Origin of the sequence: Marinomonas shanghaiensis, assembly GCF_003259175.1 — a bacterium.
GTDB classification, from domain to species: domain Bacteria; phylum Pseudomonadota; class Gammaproteobacteria; order Pseudomonadales; family Marinomonadaceae; genus Marinomonas; species Marinomonas shanghaiensis.
On record NZ_QGOK01000010.1, the window covers coordinates 74,975 to 97,079 of the forward strand.

Consider the following 22,105-nt stretch of genomic DNA (forward strand, 5'->3'; position numbering starts at 1 on the left):
CATCAAAAGGACGAGCAAGGCCAAAAGGGGGAAGGCTAGACTCTCCCCTTGATACAAAAAAATAATCGGATTAACTGAGTATTAACGGAACTTATCGCGTACCTTGGCGCGCTAAACCCTGTCCCGTGAAAGTACTCGTAGGTATGCGTTCGACCGGTCTGTTATGGAACGACTTATCATTCATCATGTTGGCAATATAGGCTTCACCAGACAGTAAGTTGTAAAAACCGAACGTTTGCGGAATCGTTCCAGGAAATTCTGGCATGACGTAGTTAAACTGCCAGAGGGTTTTCCATAACTGACCATTGGAATCCCAGCGATCACCTAAAGAGGCTTGCCAAGTGTCTTCATCAAGATAATATTTGCTGCGCACGGCTTGGTGACGTTTCCCCTCAGCAAGCGTTGCCTCTACCACCCAAACGCGGTGCAACTCCCAACGCACAGCATCTGGATTTAAATGGTTGCCCGTAATCGCTTGTTCATCACTGTATTGTAAAAAGCGATTTTGGTTGTAAGGAATAAAGATTTCTTTCTTACCCAGTAACTTCCAGTCAAACACGGTTGTTGTCCCAGAAAAAACACTGAGCTCATCAAATGACATCAAGCCAGCAGTAGCAGGAGTCGGGGTATCACAACAAGCATTGGGCAATTTACGGACACGTCGCTGACCCGTTAAATAAACATAAGAGGCACTTTTATCTTCATCTAAATTAGTCCGTCCTACAATGCGCTCACCGGCACGAATAGGCGGGCCGTAGTTTTCTAAATTGATTTCCCAAAAATAACCATCAAAGTCTTCACTAGAGCCTTCTTGAAAGTAATAAGGCATCTGGTTTTTTATTAAACCATCCGTGGTTAACACCACGTTGCCATTAGAAGTTATTTGATACTGATTAACCTCTGTCTCCCAACTAACACCACGCCAAGACAAACGGTGATTATTAATCGCTTCTAAGCCATTTTGTGGAATAGGAAAAGGAATACCAGCAAACGCTCCCGTGATATTGTGACCATCCATTTTGGCCTTTAAAGCATTTTGAACCGTGTAGTTATAGACCCACTCTGGCGCGGTCGCGCTGCGATGAGTTGGATAGACATTGAGTCGATAGGTATCAGGATACTTTTGCATCATCGCCTTGACACCATCGGTTAATTTGTCTGCGTATTTGTCCATATTCGCAGCGGTGATTGTGTATAAAGGCTTTTCTTTTGCGAAAGGATCTAAACGCTTACCACCTAGCACTTCACCTGGGATAGGATCATTAAATCCCCCTGTCCACGCAGGAATAGAGCCATCACTATTGCCCGCTTTTTCAGCGCCAAACGGGGTTAAATCAACACCTAATCGTGCGGCTTGATCTGGGCTAACAGCCCCATAAGAAGCGATCGAGAAACAACCCAGTACCGCCGAAGCCACTAGCATACTAAGAGAGTGTTTTTTATTGTTGTTCATTATCATTCTCCAAAAAATTAAAAGGTTGTGCTGACAGAAGCTGAAATGAAATCGCGATCTTTTAGCGATTGCTTATACGTTGCATTCGTACCACCAGTACTGGCGCTTTCATTCACAATCCCTTCATCCCCTAAGTATTTGATGTAATTCAGAGAGCCTTTCCAGCGGTTCAAATACACAGCATTGACACCAAAATTAATATCGCCGCCGCCATCCACACCAAATGAAGAACCTAAAGCAGAAGATTTACCCCATGTATGCCCAATACCAATAGAAGGACTCAGGTCAACGCCATCAAAGAATTGACGGTATGTGGGTGAATAAACCATACGCACACCTACCGCCGAACGGTCTGCATTTGGGTTGAGCATGTTTTCATTTTTTGTGGTTTTAACACGGGTATTCCACGCAATCTCACCCACAAAACTGGACTCTTTAGACAAGAAGTTTGGACCTAAACTGGCGATCCAAGACAATTGTGCATGCGCGGTATCACCTACCGCATAACCTGGTGTTTTATCATTGTCATACTGCGGAGTATTGGCATTGATTGTTTGAGAAGTACTCGCTAAAGGCGCGTTGCGGCGATAAGAGACCTCGCCAGATAGGCTCCAAATCCCCACTGTTTTTGCCATACTGGCACCATAGGCTTCAATGCCTCTCGCATAAGCCCATTTATATTGACTCGGTTGAAAAGAAGCATTCAAAATGGTGTAAAGATTGCTCGGCGAGCTAGAGTCAAAACGAATCGCGTACAAACCAAAGTCCGCATCAATATCGTAATCGCTCCATTTGAGTTGTAGACCGTATTGACCGGAATCAGAACCTTCCTCATCCGCGGTATGCTTAAAGCTTGAGGAACCGGCAAGAACTTGCTCACCTTCTAAGGTATCCCCAGCAGAAAGATAAGAGCCCGCAGGAAGAAAACGAGATTTTTCCCACTCATATCCTACATAAGCGCCTATAGAAGCCGTTTCCGAAATGGGAACATCAATCGAAACCTTCCCCGTTGGGCGCATGGTTTCTTTAAAGGTAGAGTTAGGGACCGAAGACAACTTCACAACGTCAACAGGCCCCTGACCTCCTGCGATACCATTCGCGCCAAAAAACAAACTCTCGCCCCACAACAAACTATGACGGCCAATCCGAATCGTGCCATCCATCCCATCCATAACAGGGAATCGGGAATAGACAAAAGCATCAAGGATTTCGGCATCACCGCCCATGGTCTTTTCGGTGATATCGGAAAATTCGCGCGCAGGATTATGATTCGACGTGGTACTGGTATTATCCGTGTCTTGGTGATAAACATCGTCATACCAAGCGGCACCACTAATGCGAACACCAGCTTCTTTGTAAGACAAGTCCAGTTCAGAAAAGAGATCCAAACGATTCGAAACCAATCCTTTGTCAAAGTTGTTATCACCGTCGTTGAAGTTGGTCGCCGCGCTCCCTTCGGTTAACCCAGGAGAAGCCTCCTTGGTTCGAAAAGCGGTACTGTATTTAAGCGTATTATCCAGACTCGCTCTAAAGTCAGAGTTATTAGTTTCAATATTAAATGCGTAGGCTGAGCTTGCGCTTGAAGCCATTGCCAAAACAATTAGCTTTAAACGAAATGGTGTCGAGTTGATGGTTTTCACGTGTTCTTCCTCTCAAATTTTATTTTTATGTATTAAGAACAAAACCAATGTAAATCACCGCAACCATTCAGAAAAATCCTTTAAACAGAATCAATCTTTCGATCCCATCGAAAGATAAAGTAGAACTAACCATTCGAATAAAATCTTTAAATCACTCCAATCATTCGATATGATCGAAAGATCATAAAAACAATAAAACTCGTGAGAATACTATGCGATTTAAAAAACTCGACCTCAATTTATTGGTGGCATTAGACACTTTGCTCACGGAACAAAGCATCACGAAAGGGGCAGAAAAGCTGAATATGAGCCCTTCTGCACTCAGTAATTCTCTGTCCAGATTGCGAGATTATTTTGAAGATGACCTGCTAACGCAGATAGGTCGAAGAATGGTCATTACCCCTTTAGGGGAAAATCTAAAAGTGAATGTACGTAATGCCTTAAATAACATTGAAAGCACCATCCTTGTACAGCCCAGCTTCGATCCCCTTACCACAGATAGAGTGTTCAGTATTTTCTGCTCCGATTACACTCAAACCGTACTGGCACCTCACGCCTTAGAAATTATTGGCAAGCAAAAAAGCACCGCTCGCTTTCAATTTTTGCCACAAGTGGATAACCCGGATGAACAGCTGGAACAAGGAAAAGCAGATTTACTCATCATCCCATCTGACTTTGTGTCAGCACAACATCCCCACGATGTCCTGTATAAAGAAGAGTTTGTTTGTGTCGTTTGGCAGCACAGTGAGATAGCTAAAGGGAAACTAACGGCAGAAAAATATGCAGAAGCAGGCCATGTGCTAATGCGACCAGCTGTAATAAAAAAAGACTTTTTCGAAACTGCTTTTGCACAAAAATACGGCATTAAAAGGCGCTTAATCGCCACCACATTTAGTTTCGCATCACTGCCTGCTTTGGTCATTGGCTCAGAAAACATTGCCACTATTCACGCCAGATTAGCGAAAAAAATGGCCAAAGTATGGCCTCTTGAAATTCTACCGGTTCCCTTTGACGTGACACCGATGAAACAATGTGTACAGTGGCATCAGTACAGAAACAATGACGAAGGGCTTATCTGGTTAAGAGGCATTTTAAAAGAAGCCGCGATTAATATGGATGCTGAGTAAAGCACTTTATAGGGATAAACATTGACCTGAATAAGGTTCTATTCATCTGATCATGAATAGAACCTTCGTTTTATCTCTTGCTTTACTTTTTTCATTGGCAAATGGTGGCTCAACAAGCTTATGGTTTCAGACATTTTCGGAACAGCATGAGAAAAATGTGATTTAAAGCCATCACACAGATAATTACGATTCAGCAATCCATTACTAGAAGGCTCAAATCGGTGTTTCGGACAGCCGCCATGGCATACAGAACGCACCTCACATTGATGGCAATCAACACTGATATTATTGAGTTTATCCTGACCAAATTTAAGATTTTGTGGCAGATTGACCAAATCAATCAACGAGGTATCATTAACATTACCTAACTTATGCTCTGGGTAAACATAATGATCACAGGAATACACATCCCCGTTTGATTCCATGGCTAACCCATTACCGCAAGTTTCACTGAATACGCACGCACCAAGACGCCCCACTAACTGGCTCATGGTTTGCTCAAAATTCATTACAAAAACATCGCCCAAATCGTTTTGAATCCAATGGTCAAAAATAGCATTCAAAAACTTTCCATAAGCTTTAGCTGGGACAGACCATTCAGCTAGATTTGATTCGCCAGCAAATGTCGGTTGAATCAATGTTAAGCCATGACTATCTGGGACAATGGCTTTACGCTCAACCAAGGGAATGAATTGCATATATCGACTACCAATACGTTTTAGGAACGCATATACATTTAATGGCCGCTTAACGTTTTCTGCGTTCACGACCGTTAGCGTATTAAAATCCACATTATGTTTTTTAAGTAGAGCAAGGCCATTTAGCGTGTCATCAAAGGTACTTTTACCTTTGCGAGAAAGACGATAAGTATCGTTGCTGATTCGATCACCATCAATAGAAACACCAATTAAAAACTGATGTTCCTTGAAAAATAACGCCCATTCTTTATCCAGCAATGTCGCGTTGGTTTGCAAAGCATTAGTAACCCTTTTATAACCGCGATATTGCTCTTGAAAGGCGATTACTTGGCGAAAGAAATCCACCCCTAACAGGGTCGGTTCACCTCCTTGCCAAACAAAATCAATAACATCACCTTGCTGAGACTGAATCTGATCACGTATGTAATTTTCTAGCGTGGTATTGCTCATACGCCACTGTTTTTTTCTATCTGGATAAAGATGCTCTTTCTCCAGATAGAAACAGTAAGTACAGTCAATATTACAGACCGAGCTACTGGGTTTCGCCATAACGCCAAAGTGGTTTATTCGATCTATTACTTTGTGACTCATCATGTCTCCAGCAACCATCTTATCTGCCGTTGTAAGAAGCGGCATGTTCCACGACGTGGTTTTGACGAATGTATTCTCCGAACGCGGCTTTCATCTCAGCCAATACTTTGGGATATTGCGCTGACAGGTCTTTCGTCTCACCACGATCTTTAGAAATATCATAAAGAGCAAAGGGAACATCTTTTGTGAACACTGGGCTATTTCCCAAGGGCGCTTGCTGACTCAGTTTCCACTTCCCACGAACCAAATAACTGGCTCCCATTAATTCATCGGCTAATACTGTATCGTCAGAATGCACCTGATCAATCGCATCGGGTTGCTGCAAAGCCGATAAGAAGGATGCCCCCGTTGGTGTATATATAGACTTTCCTTTATAACGATCCCCCGGCATATTCACACCCGCAGCGTCTAAAAAAGTAGGCAAAATATCCGTGACCTGCATTCGCGCGGAAGACATCGGCCTACTTTCTTGCTGTCCAGGCAATTTAATGATCAATGGTGAAGACGTGCCGCCTTCGGCCCCGGTAAAACCTTTAAATAAACGAAAAGGAGCCGCGCTCACTTCAGCCCAACGAGGCCCATATGCCACAGCGGATCCAGGCTTACCCATGTTTTCTAATGAATTATCGACGGCGGTATTCGGAATGTTTGGCAAATAAGCAGAAGCCCCTTCGGCACCATTATCGGACATAAAGACAATGAGTGTATTGTCATACTCACCAATGTCCTTCAAATGCGATACCAAACGACCAATGTGTCGATCTAGATTACTCACCATAGCCGCGTATATTTCCATCGACTTCGTTTCTATCGACTTTTCTTCAGAACTTAACGCGTTCCAATGCTTTGGGCCAACCGATTCATTGGCTACGTGATCAACCGTAGTCATCAATCCTAAGGATTTCATTCTGGCAATACGCTTTTCCCTAATCGCCTCATAACCTTCATCGTAACGCCCTTTTTGAGCGTCGATATCCGCTTGCGGCGCTTGCAAGGGCCAATGGGGAGCCGTATAGGCCGCATAAGCAAAAAATGGTTTACCATCTCCATGACTGGCGTCGATATACCCCATCAACTTATTGGTATAAAACTCCGTGGAATAAAAATCTTTTGGCAGCATTTTGGCAGAAAACACACGATCGTCTTCCGCATACATGGTGATATCAAGCGGAGTGGGTGGCGTGGAAGGCGCGAAATGCGATCCCCCACCATTGATCAAGGTAAATGACCGCTCAAATCCGCGTGCAAAAGGCAACGCTTGTCGATTAATCCGATACCAGATTTTATTATCTTGATCTGGAGCTTTAATATCGTATGCCAAATGCCACTTACCCACCATATAAGTATGATATCCAGCATCTGATAGTAGCTCAGGCATCGATGCGGTCTTCTCACTTAAATGTCCACGATAACCTTCTGGAATATTATCAAAATCGTAGGTATTGGATTTTCCCCATGGCGCATTAATTGGCTTATTTTGAATAATATTGAGTCCTACCACCTCGCCCATATTACCAATACCCGCTAGATGATGATCCACTCCAGTCATCAAGCTTGCACGAGTAGGCGAACAGACAGCAGCGGTATGAAAGTTAGTCAGAATACGCCCTTGCTCAGCTAATGCATCAATATTTGGCGTGTTAATTTCACTACCAAAAGCACTTAAATCTGAATAGCCCAAATCATCCGCCATAATCAACAAGATGTTAGGGCGACTAGGGCTAGAGACTGGCGTTTCCGCCTGGATAGCAACTGACGTGGTTAATAAAGAAACGGCAACAAGGCCAAGACGTAGATGAGGAACTTTGAATTTCAATAGGGCATGCTTGCCCGTATTTTGAAGGTAATCAATCATAGATATATCCACTAACTCGCTGTGTATTATTTTTATTAGAGACAAAACTATCAGTAATTAGGCTTTGATCAAGTCCTTAAAATTGCACCTATGTATTGATGAAATCGAATGATGACATAATAGATTCAAAACAAAAGAGAAAGACCTAAAAAAGCACTCTCTCTTCACAGACCAGTAAGCTTTTCACATTATGTAAATATCGCCACAGCTCGTATAAACCCCGCTGAGCCATGCTTTATTTTGTAAGGAAAACACGATACCAAGAAGCCATTCGCAGGCAAGCTTTCAAGATTAGACAGCTTTTCCATTTGCCCATAACCGATATCCCTACCCGCTTTATGGCCTTCCCAAATAATAGAGGCGTCACCTGACTCGGCGAACTTTTCACGGGTGTATTTGAATGGCGCATCCCAGCTCCAGGCATCGGTTCCCACTACGCGAACTCCGCGCTCTAGTAAATACAGGGTGGCTTCACGCCCCATACCGACACCCGCTTCCAAATAACCCGGTTCACCATAGATCTCGCCAGCACGAGTATTTACTAAGACAATGTCGAGTGGTTGCAGTTCATGATTAATGCGTTTTAGCTCGGCTTCGACCTCAGCAGCCGTGATGATATGACCATCTGGAAGATGACGAAAATCCAACTTCACGCCAGGTTGCAAACACCAATCCAACGGCAGCTGATCAATGCCATAAGCGGGCTTTCCGCCATCCGTCGTGGAGGCATAATGCCAAGGTGCGTCCATATGGGTGCCATTGTGGGCACTCATCAGCATTTTTTCGACCGCCCAAGCTTCATTGCCCGGCATATCTTCTTTTTTTAGACCGGGAAACATACTCGCCATTTCCGGCCACCCTTGCTGATGATCGGTATACTCTATTTTTGGCAATAATGGCGGTGGATCAGTATAAGGATTGTTGTCTAATGTAACCGACAAATCGACAATACGTCTTGTCTTGGAGGGCATCATGTTTTTTTCCTCTTATTATTCTTTACTCACCGTCAGCCCTAAATTAAGAAAGATGAACTTAGCATCGTCATTTCCGCGCCGATATGGCTAGCTGCGGTTATTCACCTTTCTTTTCAATAGAACAGAGACCTACTTCAGGATAAGTGAAAAACGACCTTCCATTAAGTTGATAATAGTTAATCCACACCTTGATATTATCAACTTGATTTCTTCTGATTTTATGTCTAGCTCACCACAGAAACACAACGCCATATTTTACTGACAACATGATCCGAAATCTTATTCTCTGTCCGTATTTACCGTTTACTCATTGGCACAATGCCTCAAAACACCGGATAATATGACTTTTTAATAGCAAAAGCCGATCCCTATGAAGATCACTCCTGAAGAACGCGATGCAGTGTACAAAACCATTTTTTCCCGCCGCGATGTGCGCCGAGAATTCAAGCCAGATCCTATTCCACATGATGTTTTGGAGCGTCTATTGCTGGCGGCGCACCATGCTCCCAGTGTTGGTTTTATGCAGCCTTGGGATTTTATCCTTGTCACTAAGCCGGAATCTAAGGCACAAATAAAACACGGCTTTTTGCAAGCCCACGCTGAAGCGGCTGATCTGTTTCAAGGTGAACGCAAAGCACAATACAAAAGCCTTAAATTAGAAGGCATTGAAGAAGCGCCACTGGGTATTTGTGTGACCTGCGACCGCAGTCGTACTGGCTCTGTGGTATTGGGACGAACAGCGAAGCCAGAAATGGATTTGTTCAGTTCGGTCTGCGCGGTACAAAACCTATGGCTAGCGGCAAGAGCGGAAAACCTTGGCGTGGGCTGGGTCAGTATTGTTCATGACAAGGTGATACGCGATACGCTCAACATTCCAGAATCCATCGATATCATTGCCTATTTGTGCGTGGGTTATGTGGCGGAATTCCATGACACGCCAGATCTAGAAAGAGCCGGCTGGCTACCAAGACGAGACGTTAGCTCAGCGATTCATTATGAATCGTGGTCTGAGCCAACAGAATAATCGAAAGAGTGACAGCAGAAGAGGCAAACACAGATCTGCCTTTATCATGGGTTATGCTAGCGCTTTTTCTAATGCCGCAATCAACTGATCGATTTCGGCTGCATGGGTATAATGAACAAAAGACAAGCGGACCACGCCCGTATTGGTGTCTACGCCCATCGCCTCTAATAACCGCACCGCATAGAAATGCCCAGCGCCGCAAATAATGCCTTGATCGACAAGCTTCTGTGCCAACTGCTGAGGCGTTTGCCCTTGCGGAATAATCGACACCGTCGCGGCCCTCTTTGCAGGATCTGCCGTGCCAAGTAAGGTCAACTTCGGATGCTGCTCCACAAACCCTAACAACTTCGCCAAAAGAGCGTTCTCAGCATCGTGCATTAAGCTGCGTACTCGCTGGGCTTTTACCGTCATGGAATCCGTTGCATCAAAATGGTGATCGTGTAAGGCATCGAAGTAATCTAACACACCACGACTCGCCGCGACTTGTGCATGATCAGGACCAGCTGGGACAAACCATTTTTGACGATACGCCTTGTTAAAATAATGTGCCTGATTACCCAGTTTATCCGCCATCGCATCACGAATCACCATCACACCAAGGTGTGTTCCGTAGGCTTTATAAAGCGAAAACAAATAAATATCGGCCCCCAGTGCGTCCACATCTGGCAGACCATGACCCGCAAAGGATACGCCATCCACCACTGTTGCCACACCAGCCGCTTTCGCTCGAGTGCAAATCTCGGCCACAGGGTTGATTTCAGCAACAATGTTAGAACAGTGAGTAAAGGCTAAAAGCTTGGTACGCTCTGTAAAAAGCGAGTCTAACGCGCCAATATCTAATGACCCTGTTTGTCCATCCACCTGCCATTCTTTGATCAGGATGCCACGTGCTTCTAATGCACGCCAAACACCGATGTTCGCTTCATGATCTTGATTGGTGACAATGACCTCGTCGCCCGCTTTTAAAATCTTGCCAAAAGCCTGTGCTAACACATAAGTATTTTGAGACGTAGAAGGCCCAAGATGCACTTCGCTGGTGTTCACATTCAAATACGAGGCTAAACGCTCGTGCGCTAAATCCATCTGAGCACCAGCTTTTTGTGCCGCAGGATGGAGGTGATAAGGCTGCAATTTGGTTTCTCGATAATACTGATTTAAGTGATCAATCACCGCCTGACAAGCATAAGAACCACCCGCATTATCAAAAAACGCCTGCCCCGCCAAAGACGGCTCTTTAAAAGCAGGAAATTGAGAACGCACAAACGCCAAATCTAATGATACCGCCATAACCTTATCTCCTAAGCGAAAGTAATCCAAAGTATAAAGAATAAGGCACACAAGTTGTTTGCTATTTAAAAGGAGAATTCATAACCTAATACAAGATTTTTGTTTAAATTGAGCCTTTTATGAAAGAAATCACCCTAGATCGCACCGACTACAAAATCATTCAAGCATTAGAGAAAGACGGTCGTCTTAGCAATACTCAGCTAGCAGACATCATCAACCTCTCTCAATCCCAATGCCTAAGGCGCCTACGTCATTTAGAAGAGATGGACATCATTAGTGGCTATCGGGCGCAAGTAAATTACCAGAAACTTGGCTACAGCGTCATGGCTTGGACCTTGGTCACTGTTAGCAAAGATAAAAGCAACGCGCGCGACAATGTCATGCATTTTTTGCAACAACAAAGTGCTGCACTGAGTGTGCATGGTGTTACGGGAGATGTAGATTTAATGGTGGAAATTTGCGCAAAGGACATGGCGCAATTCACCGATCTGGTGGTCAAACAACTTTACGCCCATGCCGATGTTGTCAGTACAAAATCCTATATACGCCTAGACACAGCAAAGCAAAACGGCAGTCCGTTGACTAGCACATAAAAACGAAAAACAGCTGATGATGTCTGCCTTTTAATCATTCAAAAACCATTAGTTGAACGATTGATTAGTTTTTTTCAGCTATTGGTGTATTTTTTATCGTTTGTCTTATTTACTCAGAGTTTCTAATATAAAAGCATCAAAACGGAATGAGTTTTGATGCTTTTTTAAAACAACCATAGACGAGGAAATACACCATGAAAAACAATCAATCTATCGCAGAATTATTAAAAAGTGTTAACACAGCATACCTAACAGATGCTGAAAAATACGAAGCGATTGCTCGTGCTGAACGCGCTGAATACATTGTTGCTAGTGTTGCTTCTGCCATCAAAGCGGTTAAAAACCTAGCGATCAAAATTAAATCAGCATTGGTTTCTTCTCCAGCTCAACACGCTTAATCAATACGTTAGTTAAAGAGTTATTGGGTAAGCGTCTACTTTATTAGAAGCAGATTTTTTGGCTTACTCCAACAGACTTATAAGGAAATGGCGCTAAAATAAAAACATTAAGCGCTTCCCTACTCCCTGCTAGACTCTCTATGTCTTTTTAAATCACTTCTTATTCATCGCACTATTTTTCCCGAGACAGTTTTCTTCTATTGTTTTTTTCCAATCTTGTTTTAATCCAAGTAAAAACATCAGCTCAACAAAGACAAACAAGGGGCCGATAATGAGCCCTGTGACATCGTCCAAGAAGGCGGGCTTCTTCCCTTCAAAATAATGCCCGACAAATTGAAACACCCAACCCACCACAAACAAACCGGTCCCTGTGATTAACCATACGAATGTACTTTGTGCCGCCACTAACTCGGCAAACCAAATTACCAACGCCAACAAGATTGTCATCATGACACCAATCAGCTTATCTAAACGAATATAAAATACACTGCTGGCAAGAGCCATAATAAGAGCAGGCGTTAAAACAATCTCTAGCAAGGAAAAGTGTGGACGAGACAATAAGACGGCAATCCCGACAACAATCATCGGGATACCAACAAAGTGTGTGGCGACGTTACGCCTATCTTGATGATAAAACGCATATTGAGATAAATGTTCGACTATCGCTTTCATATCACGGACCCTATTATTATTTTAATAGGTATCAGTAAAACGCATTTCACTAAGAATTAAAAGATACTAAGTGATATATCAAAGACGATTTTCTTGGTGATAGCCACTAACATTATCATCGTCATCTTGGCTTATATTGTGCTCGACAGTAACCTCGACTTACGGCTGGGTCCCGAAGTTGTAAATGCTTAGTCTGGCGACCATTAACGCGCTCTCGCCACAATCTGAAGCTGCTTGGTTTGAGATTGCTTCTCATAAAGCGAATGACTTGCGGCTCACTCATTCCGAACTGTGTTTCGATCGCTTCAAATGGCGTTCTGTCTTCCCATGCCATTTCGATTACTCTTGATGCTTCGCTTGGAGAAAGTGTCATAACATTCATGGTCCTTACTGAAATAGGTCGCAACTGATACGCAGCAACTCGCCAGACAGATGACTCAAATTGTCTTTATCGCTAATTTATGACGAACACTTAACCAATGAGAACTTTACCGCTAGAATAGCGACCATCAAATAGCAAGACTCAATAGCAAAAGCGAGCCACGATATGAAACTGTTTATTAAACTGATCCGAAACTTTTTAGGTCTCATCATTGCAACCGCCGATGTTCTAACGCGCGGAGCCAAGCGAAAAAGAACACCTGAAACGCAACAACAGGTCAATACAGAAGTCCAAGACCTAACGCTTTATCAATTCTTTGCCTGCCCGTTCTGCATTAAAACTCGTAGGGCAATGCATAAGCTTAACCTTCCAATCGAAAAACGCAGCGCCTCCGAAGGGTCACCGCATCGTGAAACGCTGTTGCAAGGTGGCGGTAAAGTGAAAGTGCCGTGCTTGCGAATTGAGCAAGATGGTAAAGTGGAATGGATGTATGAATCCTCGCAGATCATCAGTTATCTTGAGAAGCGCTTTGCTTGAAATGCCTGTAAATAAAAAAGTAGCCCAAAGGAAATAACATGATTTGGTACTGTCAACGTTTTAGCGAGCTCTCCACTCAGACACTCTATCATTTACTAAAGCTAAGATGTGATGTGTTTGTGGTGGAGCAAAACTGTCCCTACCCAGAATTAGACGGTTTGGATATGTTGCCTGAGACACGCCATTTATTTGCCATTCGCGATAACACTATTGTGGCGTATGCCCGCTTATTAGCGAAAGATGATAGTTATGAAGGCTATAGCAGCATTGGTCGTGTGGTGGTCGCCAGTCAATACCGCAAAGAAAAGATAGGCCACACACTTATTGACCAAGCAATTAAAGAAACCTTTGCTATTTGGCCCAGTACAAACATCAAAATTGGTGCTCAGTTCCATCTTAAAAAGGTCTATCAGTCCCACGGTTTTGAGGTCGTATCCGAGCCGTACATGGAAGATGGCATCGAGCACTGCCTTATGACACTGGCCTACTAAGCAGTACTTTTACACGGTGCTTCAATTCGGGTAATACCTCGGCTTCAAACCATGGATTTTGTTTGAGCCAACGATTATTTCTTGGACTGGGGTGAGGCAATACTAACTTGCCTTGCTCCAACCAATATTGCCATTGCTTAACCTGCTCAGTCACATTACTAGACTGGCCTAAATGATAGGCTTGCGCGTAAGCCCCTAATACAATCGTTAATTCAATATTAACCAATTGACTCAGCACAGTGGCGCGCCATTTTATCGCGCACTCTGGACGAGGTGGCAAATCACCCGATTTTTTCCCGACAGATGGCCCACTTTTATGAACACTGCTCCCCGGAAAACAAAACCCCATAGGAACAATGGCAACTCGTTGTTCATCATAGAATTCGGCCTTGGTGATGCCAAGCCAGTCGCGTAAGCGATCGCCGCTTAGATCATCAAATGGACGACCAATATCATGTGTCTTTTTGCCAGGTGCTTGACCCGCAATCAATAACTTCGCGTCAGGGTGAATTTGAATAATGGGTTTGGGGGGATAAGGCAGAGTATCCGCACAAGAATGACAAGTGAGAATCGCCTGTTTAATATCATTAAAAGTCTCTGACATTGTGCGTTATCCCTGATACCCTTAACCTGAAATCAAATCCCCAATGAGAGTAATCTTCTCTTCTAGTTTATCATCGAGCGTTAATTTTTGCTTTTGAGTAAACGTGCTGTTTAGCTCTGCCAACATTTGAGCATACAAGCGTGCGTTGCGATCTAAAATAGCCTGATATTGTGGTGTTTTGTATTGGTCTGGATTACGGATAAGATCAGCAAGTTGCTGTTCAAATTCAAATGTATCTCGATTGGCAAAAATATCTCTTATCACATTTTGTAAAGAGGTGTGATATGCCGTTCGCTCGTTGTTCGTTGATAGAAATCTCGGTGCGTAAGTGTTAATAATGTCAGCTTGTTGCTGAGTTAACGTCCCCATGTTATCTTCAAAAAATTCCGTTAAACGCTTTTCTTGGCGAATTAATCGCTCTGTCTCTGTTCGCTTTTCGAATTCAGACTGACGTTCTTGTCTTTTTTTATTCCATGAAGACAACGCCCCTTCTACTTGAGCGGTGGACAGTTGGTGAGCAATACCCGCCAACTCAGGCGCAATTTTAGTACGAAAACGATTAAGATGTTGTTGAGCTTCTTCGAACTCGCTCAACCATTGTTCCTCGGTCAGAACGCCAGACGCTAGCTTACCTCTCACCTCTTTGAGTTGGGCTTGATACTTTTCAAGTTCCGTAGAGCGATGCCAGCTTTGCCATGCGACAATACGTTCATCTAACACAGCCTTTTGATCCAATGATAAATCAACATAATCGCCTAAATACCAATAAAGTAGCCAATCGATGTTGTTATAGGCAAAGGATGACGAACAAGCGCTCAAAAGAAAACTAAGCAATAACACGAGAGATAACCTAGCCTTCTTCATATGTGATCCCATCCCTCAAGCTGCCCATGATAAATTCATTATATATTTATCCTGTACGCGCTTATCGATCAAGTGGATTACTTTGTTTCTAAGGCATAAAAAAGCGGCTTCTGCCTGCCATTAAAACAAGCCAGAAGCCGCTTACTTTATATTCTGCTATTTACTAAGAAATAGGATTAGTGGTGATGACCGCCCGCGCCGTGAACATGGCCGTGTTCTAGTTCTTCAGCCAAGGCAGCACGAACATCAATGATTTCAACATCAAAGTTCAATGTTTTACCGGCAAGAGGATGGTTGCCATCAAGCATGATACCGTCGTCTTCTACCGCGATCACTGTCACAGGCTGTTGACCACCAGGTGTTTGCGCCATGAATTGCATACCTACTTGGATTTCATCAACGCCTTGGAAATTCTCAGTAGGCACTTTTTGAATCAATTCTTGGTGAACGGCACCGTAACCGTCTTCAGGAGCAACAGAAACAGCCAATTTATCACCAGCTGCTTTACCTTGAAGCGCTTTGTCCAAACCATCAATGATATTTTGAGCACCGCTTAGAAACACTAAAGGCTCTTGACCAACAGATGAATCAAGCTCTTGGCCTTGTTCGTCAGTCAATGTGTAGTGCATGCTAACTACGGTGTTTTCTGTGATTTGCATTGTATTCTCCTAATGAATAAATAATAAATACTGAGGGAACGAGCGCTTGATACAAGCAAATCTTACCTTTCAACAATAAGCGTTACACCGCCACAACACGAACCCAAACAATAGTTTGTAGCATTATGATAACGTCCCATAAGCCCAATAACTACCGTATAAGCCTAAAACTTTGGTACGTTCGACGATTTTTAAAGGGATCTGGCACAAATATTTTGAAAAAAAGCTAAAAACAACCAAATCGTTTCAAATCTTTAGTCTCACTTATGCTCTGAAATCACTCACTCGGTGGCATGAACTGGGCGATATCCAGCTCATAGGATTTGCCTAACCAGCTAACCCCTTGGGTATGATCAACGTACTCATTTCCCGTTAACGGATGAACAAACACGTCTAGCGATTGACGATTTAACATCAGCCAAGGAATAATTTGACCAAAGGTTTCTGCGGCAAAAAACAACTGACAACTCCATACAGGATGAGGTCCAACTGGCTTTTGGTGAAAGCGTCCAACTCGAATATCAAACAATTCACTAGCCTGCTCTGCCACTTTTTTGGCCAGTTCAACACCCGCTTCGTCACAGTAATAAAGATGCGCATGAAACGCTTTGATCTTGGTCTCAGGCAAAAAATAACTCATAGCGGCTCCTATCTTAATTTTTCAAACCGTTTTCCAATAGTGTAACATCCGTTGTCATTTGGCCTGAGCCTCTTGTACAAAACGCAGCATTATCAAATAAGAAACAATCACCAAGGCTACCCGACCTAAGTCGTAGAGGATTGTTGTATCGGCTGTGTTACATTTATATAAGAATAAGACCTAAAAGTCTTAAGACAAACAATAATGACGTATCAGCCTAAGTTCAGGTGATTTATTCAATGACGGTTTTCTGGATTCTGTTAGCCATTCTTTATGTTTTCGGTCTGTTCTGGATTGCCATCTGGGGGGACAAAGAAAGCCCTGCCGCTAAAAAACTGACTCGTCATCCATTAGTCTACAGCTTATCCTTGGCCATTTATTGTACAGCGTGGACCTTTTATGGCTCTATTGGCGAGGCGTCACGCTCGGGTTGGAGTTATTTACCTATCTTACTCGGCCCTATTTTGCTCTACCTCTTTGCTTTTCCCATTCTAAGAAAAATGATAACGGTAAGCCGTAAGCAGAACATTACCTCTATCGCCGACTTTATTTCTTCTCGATATGGCAAACGCCCAATGACGGCGCCCCTCGTCATTCTAATCAGCATGCTGGCGGTCATTCCCTATATCGCGCTACAACTGAAAGCCATTGGGGCAAACTTTGCTCTTTTTGTGAATCAGGACGAGTCTTCCACCAGCCTTGTGGTGTTAATCGCTACCATTTTAATGGGCATATTTGCCATGTTGTTTGGCACACGCAAAGTCGAGGTCACCGAATACCGATCCGGCATGATGCTGGCCATTGGAGCAGAATCTCTTTTTAAACTGATCGCCATTGTCGCAGTGGGTATCGTTGCCGTTCTGATGACTCATGAGTTTGATGTTAATAAACTCAGCAAAAATGTTGATTTCTCGGTGTGGAAACCAGAGCAATTCTTATCCTTCCCTTTCATAATGCAAACCTTTATGTCTGCCGCGGCGGTCATTTGTTTGCCTCGGCAATTTCATGTGACCGTTGTAGACCATCAAAATAACCGTCAGTCCGACATGGCACGTTGGTTATTCCCCTTATATTTATTCATCTTTGCCGCCATTATTCCGCCCATTGCGATTGCTGGTCAGAGCCTTTTTTCGGCCGATATTAATCCAGATACTTATGTGATTCAGTTTGCCCTAGTATCCGATAACCTACCACTGCAGATATTAATCTTCCTCGGTGGCATGTCAGCTACCACCGCCATGATCATCATCGCCACTTTTGCCCTTAGTATTATGATCAGCAACGATGTGATCTTGCCACTGATGCTGGCTCGCGCCAGTGCTCAACAACAAGCCTTGCCTCTTTACCGACGCCGTATACTGGTGATTAGGCGTTTCGCAATGGTCGGCATTCTTGTGCTGTCTTTTTTGTATTACCAAAAAATGGCCAACAATGAATCTTTAGCAGGCACAGGCATATTGGCTTTTTCATTGGTTTTACAGCTCATGCCAGCGGTATTTGGTGGCTTATATTGGAAACGCGCCCACGCCTATGGTGTGTACGCAGGTTTAACACTGGGTTTCTTGTCATGGATGTTGCTCATGATGTTACCACTCGCAGGTAACATAGATTGGGCATTATATAGCGCACAGTCACGCTCTGAATTGATCAGTTATGGGGCTTTTATTAGTCTATTGGCGAACATTGTCGGCTATGTGGCTGGCTCGTTATTATCCACGGAGCGTTTGATAGATCGCATCCAAGCGACGGCCTTTGTTAGCCCAACCACAGAGCTGGAAAAAGGCTTTTTCAAACCCAAAAGCAAAGCAACCAATGGCGATTTCTTCGTACTACTGGAAACTTTTTTAGGCAAGCAAAAAAGCCAGCAAGTGCTATCAAGTTTTGAGCAAGATTATAGTCAAAGTATCCCCTCTAACGCGGCACCGAATCGTTTATTTGTTGATTATTGCGAACGTATTTTGGGCGGTGTATTAGGCGGCTCGTCAGCCCGTACCATTATTAATTCCATCTTGGTTGACAAACAAATCAAGGTAGAAGAAATGGTGACCTACTTGGATGAGACCACTCAGGCCATCCAATTCAGCCAAAATTTATTGTTTGTTTCTATGGACAATTTAGATCAAGGCATCAGTGTAGTGGATAAGGAATTAAGAATTGTCGCGTGGAATAAAACCTACCTTTCGCTCTACCCTTATCCGGAAGGGATGCTGGAAGTAGGCTTACCAGTCGAGACACTCATCCGCTTCAATGCCGAACGGGGTGAATGTGGTGTCGGTGACATAGAAGATCTCGTCAATAAGCGTTTAGAGCACTTAAGAAAAGGCACCACGCACCGCTTTCTGCGGCGTAGAGCCAGTGGTCGAGTGATTGAAATGGTAGGTAACCCGCTGCCTGACGGTGGTTTTGTCACCAGTTTCACCGATGTGACGGAACACATTGAAAGCCAGCAAGCGCTGAAAGAAGCCAACATAGATTTGGAAAAACGGGTTGAAGCTCGTACGGTAGAAGTGCAAGGTGTAAACCATGAACTGATGCAAGAGATCGAACGTCGCAACCAAGCCGAAAAAGCTCTCATCAGTGCAAAAGCAGAAGCCGAACAAGCCAATGCGTCTAAGACAGAGTTTCTCGCCTTGGCCAGTCATGATATTTTGCAACCGCTGAATGCAGCCAAACTTTATATGGGAATTTTGCAATCAACCGAACTTCCCAATGACACCAACCAAGTCATTGGAAAACTGTCCGATTCATTAGAATCCACAGAAGCGCTGATTTCCACCCTACTTGAAATTGCTCGCTTAGACCAAGGCGCAATTCAACCCAAATTAGTCGACTGTAACTTACTCGACATTCTGGCTCCGATTGTGGCGGAATTTGGCGTCATCGCAGAAAGCAAACACATCAGACTAACCACTCACTTACGTCCTTTTAGAGTGCATACCGACCCTATTTATCTGCGTAGGATCATACAAAATTTTGTCTCAAACGCGGTAAAATACACACAAAAAGGTCGTGTACTATTAAGTGTCAGACCACGTTCTGGGGTCGTCTATTTACAGGTTTGGGACACAGGGGTTGGCATTCCAGCGAGCGAGCAAAAAAAAATCTTTGACGATTTTTATCGCTGGGAAAATACCCAAGAACCCGGCATGGGATTAGGCTTAGGCTTGGTGCGTCGAATGCAGAAACAATTAGGCTTAGCCACCGAAATACACTCTACGCCAGGCAAAGGGAGCTGTTTTAGTATTGGCATTCCCTTGGCTCAAAGCAATTTCATTACGCATGTGCAAGCCCCCCAAGTCACGAGACCCGCCCAAGATAAGTTAGCGCATTGTTATGTGTGGTGCATTGATGACGAGAAAAACAATCTCGTCGCAATGAATACATTGTTAACGCATTGGCAATGTGACTGCCGTACGTTCAACCGTTTTGATGAAGCCATGAACGCCGAAGGCGAAGCAGAACTGCTCTTGGTGGATTATCACCTTGATGATAATAAAGACGGAGTGTCCTTAATTAAAGCGCTCAGGGAGCGTGCCGGAAAGAGCATTCCAGCGGTATTAATTACCGCATTACGCGACCCTGAGCTAGTAGAGCTTTGCAAACAACAGAATATTACCTATATGGCAAAGCCCGCAAAACCCGCAAAATTACGGGCTTTGATTCAACACATTCATCAACTAAGAGAGAATGCAAAATAACAAGCGCTACTCTTTTGTAGGCAGACTTAAACCACAGCCCGCGAGAATAATACCGCTAACCGTATCACCAATACGCTGTAGATCTTCGTCACCCAGCGACTCAATACCGCTCAAGGCCAGCACTTGGGCTTCAAAGTCTGCGTAATGTTGAGTGGTTGCCCAAATCATGTAAATCACGCTTGACGGATCACACTGGCGCATTTTGCCTGCGTCCATCCATGATTGTAACAGCGCTGTCCGCGACCTAAACCAAGGTCTTAGCTCTTCTTTTAGGTAGTTACCAATGTGTAACGCACCACCAACCACTTCCATCGCAAATAAGCGGGAAGCCTCGCCGTTTTCAAAACTATGCTTGAGCTTAACGCGAATAAAACTGTCCAACACACAGGCCGGGTCATCGTCTATGGTTGCCTTGTCAAAAAGATCATTCCAACCCGTTAATGTCTGATCAAGCACTTGCTTGTACAAATTTTCTTTAGACTGGAAGTAATAAATGATATTGGGCTTAGGTAGACCTGCACGTTCAGCAATGTGCTGCAAACTGGCGCCATTGTAACCTTTTAAGCCAAACTCGATGGCGGCCGCATCCAGTATTTTAACAAAGACTTCTTCACGGTGATTTTGACGTTTGCTCATGGGGGAGTTAAGTCCTTATTTGTATTTTTGTGAACAGCACTGCAACAAGACTCATCCCCTCCTAATCTCCCCCTTAGCAGGGAGGAGAAAGCGAGTTTTGTTCCATTCCCTTTATCCTTAAAGAGAAGGAGCAAACTCGTTTATTCCCTCCCCTTGTGTCTTTAAAGGAGAGGGTTAGGGAGGGGGTTCTCTATTAAGCCAGTAAATCCGTTAACTCTTGCGCTGTTGATAGCTTACCTTCGTCTTCAATATTCGGGAAAACCGCTACTGTAATCTTGTCTGCTGCAAGACTGGGTAACCATTCATTTTTGAAAGTGGTTAGGGTGACGGATACTGGCTCACAGTCGTCCCAATCTTCAATCGCCCACTGGCTCGCAAATTCGGCATCGGGCCAAACCATCACGCAATCGCCGTCGTCGGTTTCAACCATCACAAAACCATCTTCATTACTCAAGCTCCACACCAATTCAGTGGCTTTCGCTTGTTCAATAAAATACGCCAAACGTTCGCTATCAGGCGCAACCAACAGTTGAACACGTTCATCCATCGATAATTCTTTCATCATTTAATCTCTTTATTAAAAGTAAGCGACTTCTTCTTCAGTCAATTCACGGAATTCGCCAGCTGGCATGTCTGCATCCAGTTTAAGTGGCCCGATCTGATCACGATGGAGCTCTTCTACTTTATTACCTACCGCGGCCAACATACGCTTCACTTGGTGGTATTTGCCTTCTTGAATGGTTAGGTAGATATCACACTCACTGATACGCTCAGCGATCGCAGGTAATGTGGGCTGTGTTTCGCCGTTCAACATCACCCCCTCCTCTAACTGCTTAAGCTCCTCGTCACTAATAGGATCCGCTAACATCATACGATAGCGCTTGTTACAAGCATTGCGTGGTGACGTAATTCTATGCAGCCATTGGCCATCCGTCGTCAGCAACAACAAGCCCGTGGTGTCTTTGTCTAAACGCCCCACTATTTTCAACGCTTGACCTAAATGGGAAGGCAATAAATCCAACACAGTAGGATGATCTGAATCTTCCGTAGCGCACACATAACCCGCCGGTTTATGCAATAAGTAGTAGCCTTCAGATGGCCACGCTAAAAGCGCATCGTCTAGGCAAATTTGATCCCCTTCTTGCACGGTATAATTGGCTTTTTTAACCACCACACCATTCACCGTAACACGGCCTTTTGATGCCGCAATTTTTGCTGCTTTACGTGCCAAATCGGTCACGTGGGATAAATAAAAATCAAGTCTCAAGGGTATCGCCTATGG

At 44.0% G+C, this 22,105-nt stretch carries 22 protein-coding genes; 7 read left to right on the plus strand and 15 right to left on the minus strand.

Annotated features, from left to right (window positions below; translation table 11 throughout):
* Window positions 1–91: 91 nt before the first annotated feature.
* Together DKT73_RS09120 and DKT73_RS09125 are read right to left on the minus strand one after the other, a co-directional pair.
* Window positions 92–1,453, minus strand: coding sequence for a DUF1329 domain-containing protein (locus DKT73_RS09120; protein ID WP_111638248.1), 1,362 nt, complete (start codon window positions 1,451–1,453; stop codon window positions 92–94).
* A gap of 17 nt (window positions 1,454–1,470) precedes the next feature.
* Entirely contained in the window at window positions 1,471–3,093 is a 1,623-nt protein-coding gene (locus tag DKT73_RS09125) for a DUF1302 domain-containing protein (protein WP_111638249.1), read from the minus strand.
* Between the two features lie 212 nt (window positions 3,094–3,305).
* Between DKT73_RS09125 and DKT73_RS09130 the strand changes: the two genes are divergently transcribed.
* Entirely contained in the window at window positions 3,306–4,220 is a 915-nt protein-coding gene (locus DKT73_RS09130; protein WP_111638250.1) for a LysR family transcriptional regulator, read from the plus strand.
* 50 nt (window positions 4,221–4,270) lie between these two features.
* On the opposite strand, the gene DKT73_RS09135 is transcribed toward DKT73_RS09130, so the two are convergent.
* From DKT73_RS09135 to DKT73_RS09145, 3 genes are all read right to left on the minus strand, one after another.
* Window positions 4,271–5,509 carry an anaerobic sulfatase maturase gene (locus tag DKT73_RS09135; protein ID WP_111638350.1) on the minus strand — a complete coding sequence of 413 codons (1,239 nt, stop codon included), beginning with the start codon at window positions 5,507–5,509 and terminating at the stop codon, window positions 4,271–4,273.
* A gap of 19 nt (window positions 5,510–5,528) precedes the next feature.
* Complete coding sequence (locus DKT73_RS09140) at window positions 5,529–7,364, minus strand: arylsulfatase (protein WP_111638251.1); 1,836 nt, start codon at window positions 7,362–7,364, stop codon at window positions 5,529–5,531.
* A gap of 188 nt (window positions 7,365–7,552) precedes the next feature.
* A complete protein-coding gene (locus DKT73_RS09145) occupies window positions 7,553–8,338 on the minus strand; it encodes a cyclase family protein (RefSeq protein WP_111638252.1) in 786 nt (261 codons plus the stop codon).
* Window positions 8,339–8,708: 370 nt separating this feature from the next.
* On the opposite strand from DKT73_RS09145, the gene bluB reads away from it, so the two are divergent.
* Window positions 8,709–9,362, plus strand: coding sequence for a 5,6-dimethylbenzimidazole synthase (gene bluB, locus DKT73_RS09150; protein WP_111638253.1), 654 nt, complete (start codon window positions 8,709–8,711; stop codon window positions 9,360–9,362).
* A 51-nt stretch (window positions 9,363–9,413) separates the two neighbouring features.
* Here the strand turns inward: bluB and DKT73_RS09155 are convergent, their stop codons facing one another.
* The gene (locus DKT73_RS09155; protein WP_111638254.1) at window positions 9,414–10,649 is read right to left on the minus strand and encodes an aminotransferase class V-fold PLP-dependent enzyme; all 1,236 of its coding nucleotides are present in this window, start codon (window positions 10,647–10,649) and stop codon (window positions 9,414–9,416) included.
* A gap of 119 nt (window positions 10,650–10,768) precedes the next feature.
* Here DKT73_RS09155 and DKT73_RS09160 point away from each other — a divergent pair, with 119 nt between their 5' ends.
* A complete protein-coding gene (locus tag DKT73_RS09160; protein WP_111638255.1) occupies window positions 10,769–11,242 on the plus strand; it encodes an Lrp/AsnC family transcriptional regulator in 474 nt (157 codons plus the stop codon).
* Between the two features lie 194 nt (window positions 11,243–11,436).
* Window positions 11,437–11,640 (plus strand): RSP_7527 family protein, encoded by a 204-nt coding sequence (locus DKT73_RS09165; protein ID WP_111638256.1) that lies wholly within the window; start codon window positions 11,437–11,439, stop codon window positions 11,638–11,640.
* 153 nt (window positions 11,641–11,793) lie between these two features.
* Here the strand turns inward: DKT73_RS09165 and DKT73_RS09170 are convergent, their stop codons facing one another.
* Complete coding sequence (locus tag DKT73_RS09170; RefSeq protein ID WP_111638257.1) at window positions 11,794–12,312, minus strand: Mpo1 family 2-hydroxy fatty acid dioxygenase; 519 nt, start codon at window positions 12,310–12,312, stop codon at window positions 11,794–11,796.
* A gap of 121 nt (window positions 12,313–12,433) precedes the next feature.
* Entirely contained in the window at window positions 12,434–12,685 is a 252-nt protein-coding gene (locus DKT73_RS09175) for a TIGR03643 family protein (protein ID WP_111638258.1), read from the minus strand.
* Between the two features lie 174 nt (window positions 12,686–12,859).
* Here DKT73_RS09175 and DKT73_RS09180 point away from each other — a divergent pair, with 174 nt between their 5' ends.
* Both DKT73_RS09180 and DKT73_RS09185 read left to right on the plus strand, forming a co-directional pair.
* On the plus strand, window positions 12,860–13,231 hold the full coding sequence (locus DKT73_RS09180) for a glutathione S-transferase N-terminal domain-containing protein (RefSeq protein ID WP_111638259.1): 372 nt from the start codon (window positions 12,860–12,862) through the stop codon (window positions 13,229–13,231).
* Window positions 13,232–13,269: 38 nt separating this feature from the next.
* Window positions 13,270–13,722, plus strand: coding sequence for a GNAT family N-acetyltransferase (locus DKT73_RS09185; RefSeq protein ID WP_111638260.1), 453 nt, complete (start codon window positions 13,270–13,272; stop codon window positions 13,720–13,722).
* Here DKT73_RS09185 and DKT73_RS09190 read toward each other — a convergent pair.
* The 4 genes from DKT73_RS09190 to DKT73_RS09205 all read right to left on the minus strand — a co-directional run bounded on the left by DKT73_RS09190 (window position 13,703) and on the right by DKT73_RS09205 (window position 16,489).
* Window positions 13,703–14,326 (minus strand): uracil-DNA glycosylase family protein, encoded by a 624-nt coding sequence (locus DKT73_RS09190; protein ID WP_111638261.1) that lies wholly within the window; start codon window positions 14,324–14,326, stop codon window positions 13,703–13,705. The genes DKT73_RS09185 and DKT73_RS09190 overlap by 20 nt on opposite strands.
* A gap of 21 nt (window positions 14,327–14,347) precedes the next feature.
* The gene (locus tag DKT73_RS09195) at window positions 14,348–15,190 is read right to left on the minus strand and encodes a DUF6279 family lipoprotein (protein ID WP_157959167.1); all 843 of its coding nucleotides are present in this window, start codon (window positions 15,188–15,190) and stop codon (window positions 14,348–14,350) included.
* A gap of 176 nt (window positions 15,191–15,366) precedes the next feature.
* On the minus strand, window positions 15,367–15,849 hold the full coding sequence (locus DKT73_RS09200; RefSeq protein WP_111638263.1) for an FKBP-type peptidyl-prolyl cis-trans isomerase: 483 nt from the start codon (window positions 15,847–15,849) through the stop codon (window positions 15,367–15,369).
* Between the two features lie 277 nt (window positions 15,850–16,126).
* Window positions 16,127–16,489 carry a DOPA 4,5-dioxygenase family protein gene (locus DKT73_RS09205; protein ID WP_111638264.1) on the minus strand — a complete coding sequence of 121 codons (363 nt, stop codon included), beginning with the start codon at window positions 16,487–16,489 and terminating at the stop codon, window positions 16,127–16,129.
* Window positions 16,490–16,728: 239 nt separating this feature from the next.
* Between DKT73_RS09205 and DKT73_RS09210 the strand changes: the two genes are divergently transcribed.
* The gene (locus DKT73_RS09210) at window positions 16,729–20,187 is read left to right on the plus strand and encodes a PAS domain-containing hybrid sensor histidine kinase/response regulator (protein WP_111638265.1); all 3,459 of its coding nucleotides are present in this window, start codon (window positions 16,729–16,731) and stop codon (window positions 20,185–20,187) included.
* 6 nt (window positions 20,188–20,193) lie between these two features.
* Here the strand turns inward: DKT73_RS09210 and DKT73_RS09215 are convergent, their stop codons facing one another.
* The 3 genes from DKT73_RS09215 to DKT73_RS09225 all read right to left on the minus strand — a co-directional run bounded on the left by DKT73_RS09215 (window position 20,194) and on the right by DKT73_RS09225 (window position 22,090).
* On the minus strand, window positions 20,194–20,823 hold the full coding sequence (locus tag DKT73_RS09215) for a TetR family transcriptional regulator C-terminal domain-containing protein (protein WP_111638266.1): 630 nt from the start codon (window positions 20,821–20,823) through the stop codon (window positions 20,194–20,196).
* A 193-nt stretch (window positions 20,824–21,016) separates the two neighbouring features.
* Window positions 21,017–21,388, minus strand: coding sequence for a DUF2750 domain-containing protein (locus DKT73_RS09220; RefSeq protein ID WP_111638267.1), 372 nt, complete (start codon window positions 21,386–21,388; stop codon window positions 21,017–21,019).
* A gap of 12 nt (window positions 21,389–21,400) precedes the next feature.
* On the minus strand, window positions 21,401–22,090 hold the full coding sequence (locus DKT73_RS09225) for a pseudouridine synthase (RefSeq protein ID WP_111638268.1): 690 nt from the start codon (window positions 22,088–22,090) through the stop codon (window positions 21,401–21,403).
* Window positions 22,091–22,105: the final 15 nt, after the last annotated feature.